This window comes from Actinomycetes bacterium (assembly GCA_036000965.1).
GTDB lineage: Bacteria > Actinomycetota > CALGFH01 > CALGFH01 > CALGFH01 > DASYUT01.
In genome coordinates, this window is record DASYUT010000231.1 from 1 (window position 1) to 6,081 (window position 6,081).

The 6,081-nt window shown below is 68.9% G+C and carries 6 protein-coding genes and 2 pseudogenes; 4 read left to right on the forward strand and 4 right to left on the reverse strand.

Translation table 11 applies throughout. From position 1 onward, the window contains the following. The coding region (locus VG276_20950; GenBank protein ID HEV8651795.1) for a hypothetical protein at positions 1-218 on the forward strand (218 nt) is incomplete at its 5' end. 224 nt (positions 219-442) lie between these two features. Here VG276_20950 and VG276_20955 read toward each other — a convergent pair. Next, positions 443-901 carry a VOC family protein gene (locus VG276_20955; GenBank protein ID HEV8651796.1) on the reverse strand — a complete coding sequence of 153 codons (459 nt, stop codon included), beginning with the start codon at positions 899-901 and terminating at the stop codon, positions 443-445. 120 nt (positions 902-1,021) lie between these two features. Between VG276_20955 and VG276_20960 the strand changes: the two are divergent. Next, a pseudogene (locus VG276_20960) lies at positions 1,022-1,678 on the forward strand (WYL domain-containing protein). 47 nt (positions 1,679-1,725) lie between these two features. Here VG276_20960 and VG276_20965 read toward each other — a convergent pair. The 3 genes and pseudogenes from VG276_20965 to VG276_20975 form a co-directional block, all read right to left on the reverse strand. Beyond that, positions 1,726-2,325, reverse strand: a pseudogene (locus tag VG276_20965) (YdeI/OmpD-associated family protein). A gap of 878 nt (positions 2,326-3,203) precedes the next feature. After that, positions 3,204-4,094: an ImmA/IrrE family metallo-endopeptidase gene (locus tag VG276_20970; protein ID HEV8651797.1), complete on the reverse strand. Its 891-nt coding sequence runs from the start codon at positions 4,092-4,094 to the stop codon at positions 3,204-3,206. 19 nt (positions 4,095-4,113) lie between these two features. Further along, on the reverse strand, positions 4,114-4,509 hold the full coding sequence (locus VG276_20975) for a helix-turn-helix domain-containing protein (protein ID HEV8651798.1): 396 nt from the start codon (positions 4,507-4,509) through the stop codon (positions 4,114-4,116). A 110-nt stretch (positions 4,510-4,619) separates the two neighbouring features. Between VG276_20975 and VG276_20980 the strand changes: the two genes are divergently transcribed. Both VG276_20980 and VG276_20985 read left to right on the forward strand, forming a co-directional pair. Continuing rightward, complete coding sequence (locus VG276_20980; GenBank protein HEV8651799.1) at positions 4,620-5,627, forward strand: CBASS cGAMP-activated phospholipase; 1,008 nt, start codon at positions 4,620-4,622, stop codon at positions 5,625-5,627. Beyond that, positions 5,627-6,081: nucleotidyltransferase (locus tag VG276_20985; GenBank protein ID HEV8651800.1), on the forward strand; the 455-nt coding region annotated here is incomplete at its 3' end. The genes VG276_20980 and VG276_20985, both read left to right, overlap by 1 nt.

Below are 6,081 nucleotides of genomic sequence, written 5' to 3' on the forward strand. Positions count from 1 at the left end.
TGATCACCAGGGTCCCCGGCCGCAACCGCTACACCCTGACCCCCGACGGCATCCAGTCCGCGATCTTCTCCACCAAGGCCCACGACCGGGTCCTCAGACCCCTCCTCGCCACCCGTAGCCAACCCCATGCGCCACCCGAACCGCGCGCCGCGCGCCGCGCCATCGACCACGCAACCGACCAACGCCTGGCCCACACCCGGCTGCGCACCGCAGCCTAACCGGCACCCTGCAAACTCATGACAACTGTCGGAATCGCCGTACCGAAGGATCGCTAGAGGTCAGTTGCGTGGCCCAGCGTCCGAGAAGCACGCGCCTGCCACCTCCCGGTCCCGACGCCGACGACGACCCGAAGTGGGCGCAGGAGCCGCGTAACTCCTGCGCCCACGTGTCCACCGCGGCTGGTCGCCCGCCCGGCGGGACCGGTCGGGGATTCAGCCGATGCTCACCGCGGCTCGAGAGGCATGTCGTGCTTGACGTCCGGCAGCTCGAACGCTCCGACGCGCTCGCGGACATGCAGGAAATGTGGGCTGTAGGTGATGCCGAGGATGTTGCCGAACGGGTCGACCACCGAAGCGGTGACGAACCCCGCCCCGCGCTCGGTACGTGCCTCGTGCTCCTTCGCGCCCATGGACAGCAGCTTCTCGAGCGTTGCCGTCACATCGTCAACGTGCCAGTTCACGACGGCGCCGGCCGGGCCGGCCGCACCGTGGGGCGCATAGCGGCGGTCGATCACGCCCAGCTCGTGCTGGTAGTCGCCGATGCGAAACTCCATGTACGCAAGGCTGCCGTCCGGCCCGAACCGCTCGAAGTATGGCTCCATGCCCAGCAGCTCGGTGTACCACCGCTTCGCCGCCGCCATGTCGTCGGCGAAGATGATGAGTTGGCTGAGTCCTCGCAACATTCTGTGCTCCCTTCGCGAGTGCGGCCACCGCCCGCCTGCCGTCGGGTGTGCTGCGTCGTGGGGGGACTCTACGGGCCCTTGTGGAACCTCTGGTTCCTCAACACCTGGCAAACTGGAAGAATGTTGGAAACCTCCGTGCGGCTGCTGCGCCTGCTGTCGCTGCTGCAGGCGCGACCCGACTGGTCGGGTGCCGAGCTGGCCGACCGGCTGGAGGTGACCACCAGGACCGTCCGCAACGACATCGAGCGGCTCCGCATCCTCGGCTATCAGGTGCACTCGACCACCGGAACGGCCGGCGGCTACCGCCTCGGCGCCGGCGCGACCCTGCCACCTCTGCTGCTCGACGACGAGGAGGCGATCGCGGTCGCCGTCAGCCTGCACGCCGCCGCCGGGGGCACCGTGACCGGTATCGAGGAGACCTCGCTGCGCGCGCTCACCAAGCTGCGGCAGATGCTGCCCTCCCGGCTGCGCCACCGCACCGACGCGGTGCGCGCGGCTACGGTGTCGGTGGCCGGGCGAGGGCCGACCGTCGACGCCGAGACCCTGTTACGGATCGCCGCGGCGATCCGTGACAGCGAGCGGCTCCGCTTCGACTACCTGGACCATGATGGGACGGCGAGCCGCCGCAGCGCCGAACCGCACCGCCTGGTCTTCACCGGGCGCCGCTGGTACCTGCTGGCCTGGGACGACGACCGGCAGGACTGGCGGACCTTCCGCGCCGACCGCATCCGCCCCCGCACCCCCAACGGCCCCCCCTTCACCCCACGCCAGCCGCCCTCGCCGGCCGCTATCAGGCCGCGGCCCGGGAACCGGGAGCCTGACGGTCAGTCGGCGAGCTTGCGCTTCTGCGGGTAGACCGTCTCGCCGCGGGCGAGCAGGCGACGAAGTTCTCGATACGGCGGGTTCGGGTGTCGGCGCGCTTGGCGCTCGCGATCCGGTACAGGACGGCGTAGCGGTTCTGGCTGGTGAGGATGTCGAACATCGCCTGCGCCCTGGGTTGCGCGGCCAGCGCGGCGGCCAGGTCGGCCGGCACCTCCATGCTGGCCTGACCGGCGTAGGCCGCGTCCCAGCGTCCGTCGGCCTTGGCGCGCTCGACTTCGGCCACGCCCGCGGGGTGCATCCGGCCCCCGCGCTCCAGGCGTCCGACGATGCCGACGTTGCGCTTGGACCACGGGCTCCGTGCACGGCGGGGGGGTGAAGCGCTGGCGGTAGGTGGCATCGTCGCGGCGCCGCGCCTGCCCGTCGATCCACCCGTGGCACAGCGCTTCATCCAGCGCCTGATCGTAGGTGAGGCTGGTCGGTTGGGTCGTGCCCTGTCTGGCGAGCACCAGCCAGACCCCGGCCGAGGTGTCGTGCTGTTCGCCGAGCCACTCCCGCCACGCGGCCGCGTCGGCAACTGTCAGTTCCAGCGGTTCGTCAGTCATCGTTCCGCGATTACCGGTGCTGGATTCAGCCTGCCGTCCACGCTACTTGTCCAAATTGGACATTCAGTGGACAAGTATCCGTGGAATTGGGCATCTATCCGTGGACCCTACAAGTCATGTAGGGTCCGGCTGTAGTTGGCCATTTCACCTGCAGCAATGGGCCTTGTCCGCACTAGATGGCCACTGGCCGTCCGGGGATACCTGGCCAATCCTTCAGCGCCCACGTGTCGGGTCCCGACGAAGGCCTGGTCAGCAGGGTACGTCGAGCTGCTACTCCTCTTGGCTCTCTGACATTGCTCAGCCCGCGCCCGGCTGCATGCCAGAAAGCATAGGGTGACGAGGTTCGCGCACTCCCGCCTGCCTTCCTCGAGGAGGAAGGGAGAACGGCGGAAGGACTTCCCACGCTCCATGCGCCCACATCCAAGCGTGGGCGTAGCGGTCAAGCAACGGGATCTCGTACCACACCCGCACCCACCATGGCACAAGATCCAGCCGCGGCATCGCCCCGTCAGGCGGAAGCCAATTCCATGCCGGCAGCGTGTCCGGTGGCGGCGTCCAGCCTCCTGGCGAGAAGACGTAGCCGGGCTCGGAGGCGACACGCTGGCCATGCCAGGGCGCACGCTCCCTTGAGGGAGGCCCGCTTCGGCGGGCAAGCGCTCCCGCCAGGCGTCGAGGTATGCATCTCACTCCCACAGCATGGACCACGTGTCTCCCCTGTGGACCCCTTGTAGGGTCCGACCTAGCCTTTCCACTTCACCTGCGGTGATAGACCGCGTCCACGCTTGATGTCCACCCACCGTCCGCGGATACCCGTCCAATCCCTATCCCTCTGCAGGCTCGTCCAGGAGTCCGCGGTTCCGCAACCACGCAGATAGGCCTTACGTCGATGTAGAAGTGTCCGATGGCAGGCCCATCGGATCCTGCAGGAGGACGAGCACGCGATCGACGGGCTCTCCTTCCCGGTGGTAGGGCAGGTGCCGCGCCGAAACCTGATAAGGGTCACCCGTGAGGCCGGTTACTCCCAGGTAGTCCACGCCGCCGGTTTCCAGTACCGCGGCTAGGGGGGCCGTGTCGTCGATCGACTTGTGCTTCGGGATCGTGGTCATCTTTGGTCCGTAGGCCCACCGCACTCGCAGTCTCTTGGGTGGTAACTCGCCTTCCAGGCCAGCCAGCGCGGGTTGGGTCGCCCGTCGGGCGAGCTCTCGCTGCTCGAGGGGTTTCCAGGCCGGCTCCAGCACGACAAGCGCCATGGGCGCGGCGGTGAGGTTGACCACGCGGATCGCGGTCGCCTCAAGACTCGCGTCGAACACGGCCGCCAGCTCGATCACGTCATCGAGGCATGGCTGTGGAGGAAGCGCCCCTAGGAACGGTTGGCGCGGGAGCAGCAGTTCGGCGGCTCCAAGATCGCACAGGTACTCCTCGAACTGGTCCGGGTCGAAGGCGCCGACCGTCCTGTCGATCCGCTTCCGACGCTCCTCTCGGAATCCAGGGAAGAAGGTGTGCAGGATCTCGTGGCAGATGGTGAAGCGCCGCCGCTCGGGTGAGTCGCTACCGCGAAGGTGAATGAGGAGGCGCTCACCGTCGCAGAAGATGCAGCCCGCCTCCGCCTGGTCCACCTCGAAGATGGCCGCGATACCGCGGAAGGAGGCGAGCATCCGCACGTCGACCGGTACGCTGACACCGGCCTCCTCCAGCAGCTGCGCGCACAGCCGACAGACGAGTTCCTCGGGTGTTCCGCGCCACTGGTGCTGGTCCAGGAAGCGTCGCACTAGTCGGTCGGGCGGCCGGCTACGACGCATCGTCATCTAGGGCCTGGCTTGTGCGGATGGCGTTGTAGATGTGCTCCCACCGCTGCGGGGTGCGCGGCGCCTCACCGCGAAACCGGATGCCGGCTAGCATCTGTATGTCGCTCTCCGGCAGGCCCCTCCGGGTTGCAAATTCGCGCAGGCTGGGTGGGATGTCGGGCTCCTGGGAGGGCACGATCTGGCGGCCGAGGAGATCGGCGACCGTGACCCCGAGGGCGTCGGCGAGCTTCAGCAGGATCTGGCCGGAGGGTCGCCGTCCGGCGTTGCCCTCCAACTCCGACAGGTAGGGTTTGGACACACCCGCGTGCTCGGCGAGGGCCGCCTGGGTCCAGCGGCGATCCTCCCGGAACCTTCGCAGTCTCTGGCCGAGGTCGTCCACCTGCCACCTCCCCACCGGCCGGGTTCGCTACCGCGAACTGTAGTTCGCCGCGACTTGGCCCCGCCAGTCGCGATCGGTTATCGTGCGTTCAACTACTCCGAACCTCCGAGATGGCCACCCACCAGATGTACCGACCGACGCTCGCCGACGACCCGCCGTCCCGCTTCCAGATCCTCGCGTTGGACGGCGGCGGCGTGAAGGCCCTGTTCACCGCGCACGTGCTCGCCCGCCTCGAGGACGACCTCGGCGTCCGCATCCGCGACAGCTTCGACCTCATCGCCGGCACCTCCGCCGGCGGAATCATCGCCCTGGCGCTGGGCGCCGGCCTGCGGCCCGCCGACATCGTCCGGCACTACCAGCAGCTGGCGGCCACGGTATTCCCCGCTTCCCGGCGGCGCTGGTGGCACCTACCGGCCCGCCTGCATCGACCTACGTATCCGCAGCAGCCGCTTCGTGAGGCGCTGCACGAAGTGCTCGGTGACCGATTACTCGGCAGCAGCGACAAGCGCCTGCTCATCCCGTCCTGGGACCTCCAGTGCGGGCAGGTGCACCTGTTCAAGACGCCGCACCACCCGCGGTTCACCCGCGACTGGAAGCTCCCCATGGTCGATGTCGCCCTGGCAACCTCAGCGGCCCCTACCTTCCTGCCCGCCGCCCGGGTCGATGGGCACCGGCTGGTCGACGGCGGCGTCTGGGCCAACAATCCGTCGGTGGTGGCGATCACCGAGGCGGTCAGCGTCCTCGGCGTGCCCTTGGACGCGATCCGAGTACTAAATGTCGGCACCACCGACGAGGTGACCAACCATCCCAAGAGGCTCGACGACGGCGGGCTCTTTACCTGGGCGAAGCACGCCGCCCCGCTCGTCCTGGCCGCCGGTAGCCGCGGCGCTCAGGGCATCGCCGAGCACCTGGTCGGCAGGGACCGCTACAGCCGCTTCGACGCCCAGGTACCGGCCGGCCTGTACGCCATCGACGACGCCGACCCCGACGACCTCGCTGGCCTCGCCGCGGCCCAAAGCCGCACGCTCAGCCCCACCTACACCGCCCGGTTCGCCGGCCACGCCGCCGGCCCCTACCAGCCGCTCCAGCCGACCCCCAACACCACGGAGTACGCCTGATGACCGGCAACAACCTCTTCGACCGATCGGCCTTCCTGTGGGGACTGGCCGAGGAACTGGACCCACCCCCCTACCCGTGGCGGCTCGCCCGGGAGCGCTACCAAGATCTCGGAGCGTGGCTCCGGCAGCACGCCGCCGTGACGGCCGGCCGGGACGTGCAGGTCTACCCGCAGGGATCGGCCAACCTGGGCACGACCAACCGCGACCCCTTCACCGGCCAGTTCGACATCGACCTGGTCATCCGCGTCGCCTACGGGAAGTTGGAGCTCACCCAGAAGCAGCTCAACCAGCTGGTCAACGGCTGGCTTGGCAGCTACGTCTGGGCCCGGCAGCAGGCCGGCCACCGCTTGGCGCCGACGAAGCTGGAGAAGGGCAAGCGGGCCTGGACCCTGCACTACGCCGACGGCTTCCACCTCGACGTGCTGCCGGTCGTCCCCGACCTCGCTGGCGAGCT

What these genes read in the sequence shown, in the direction of transcription:
- VG276_20955 (HEV8651796.1), bottom strand. Translation starts at nt 901, where the DNA reads ATGTTGCGAGGACTCAGCCAACTCATCATCTTCGCCGACGACATGGCG.
- VG276_20980 (HEV8651799.1), top strand. Translation starts at nt 4,620, where the DNA reads ATGGCCACCCACCAGATGTACCGACCGACGCTCGCCGACGACCCGCCG.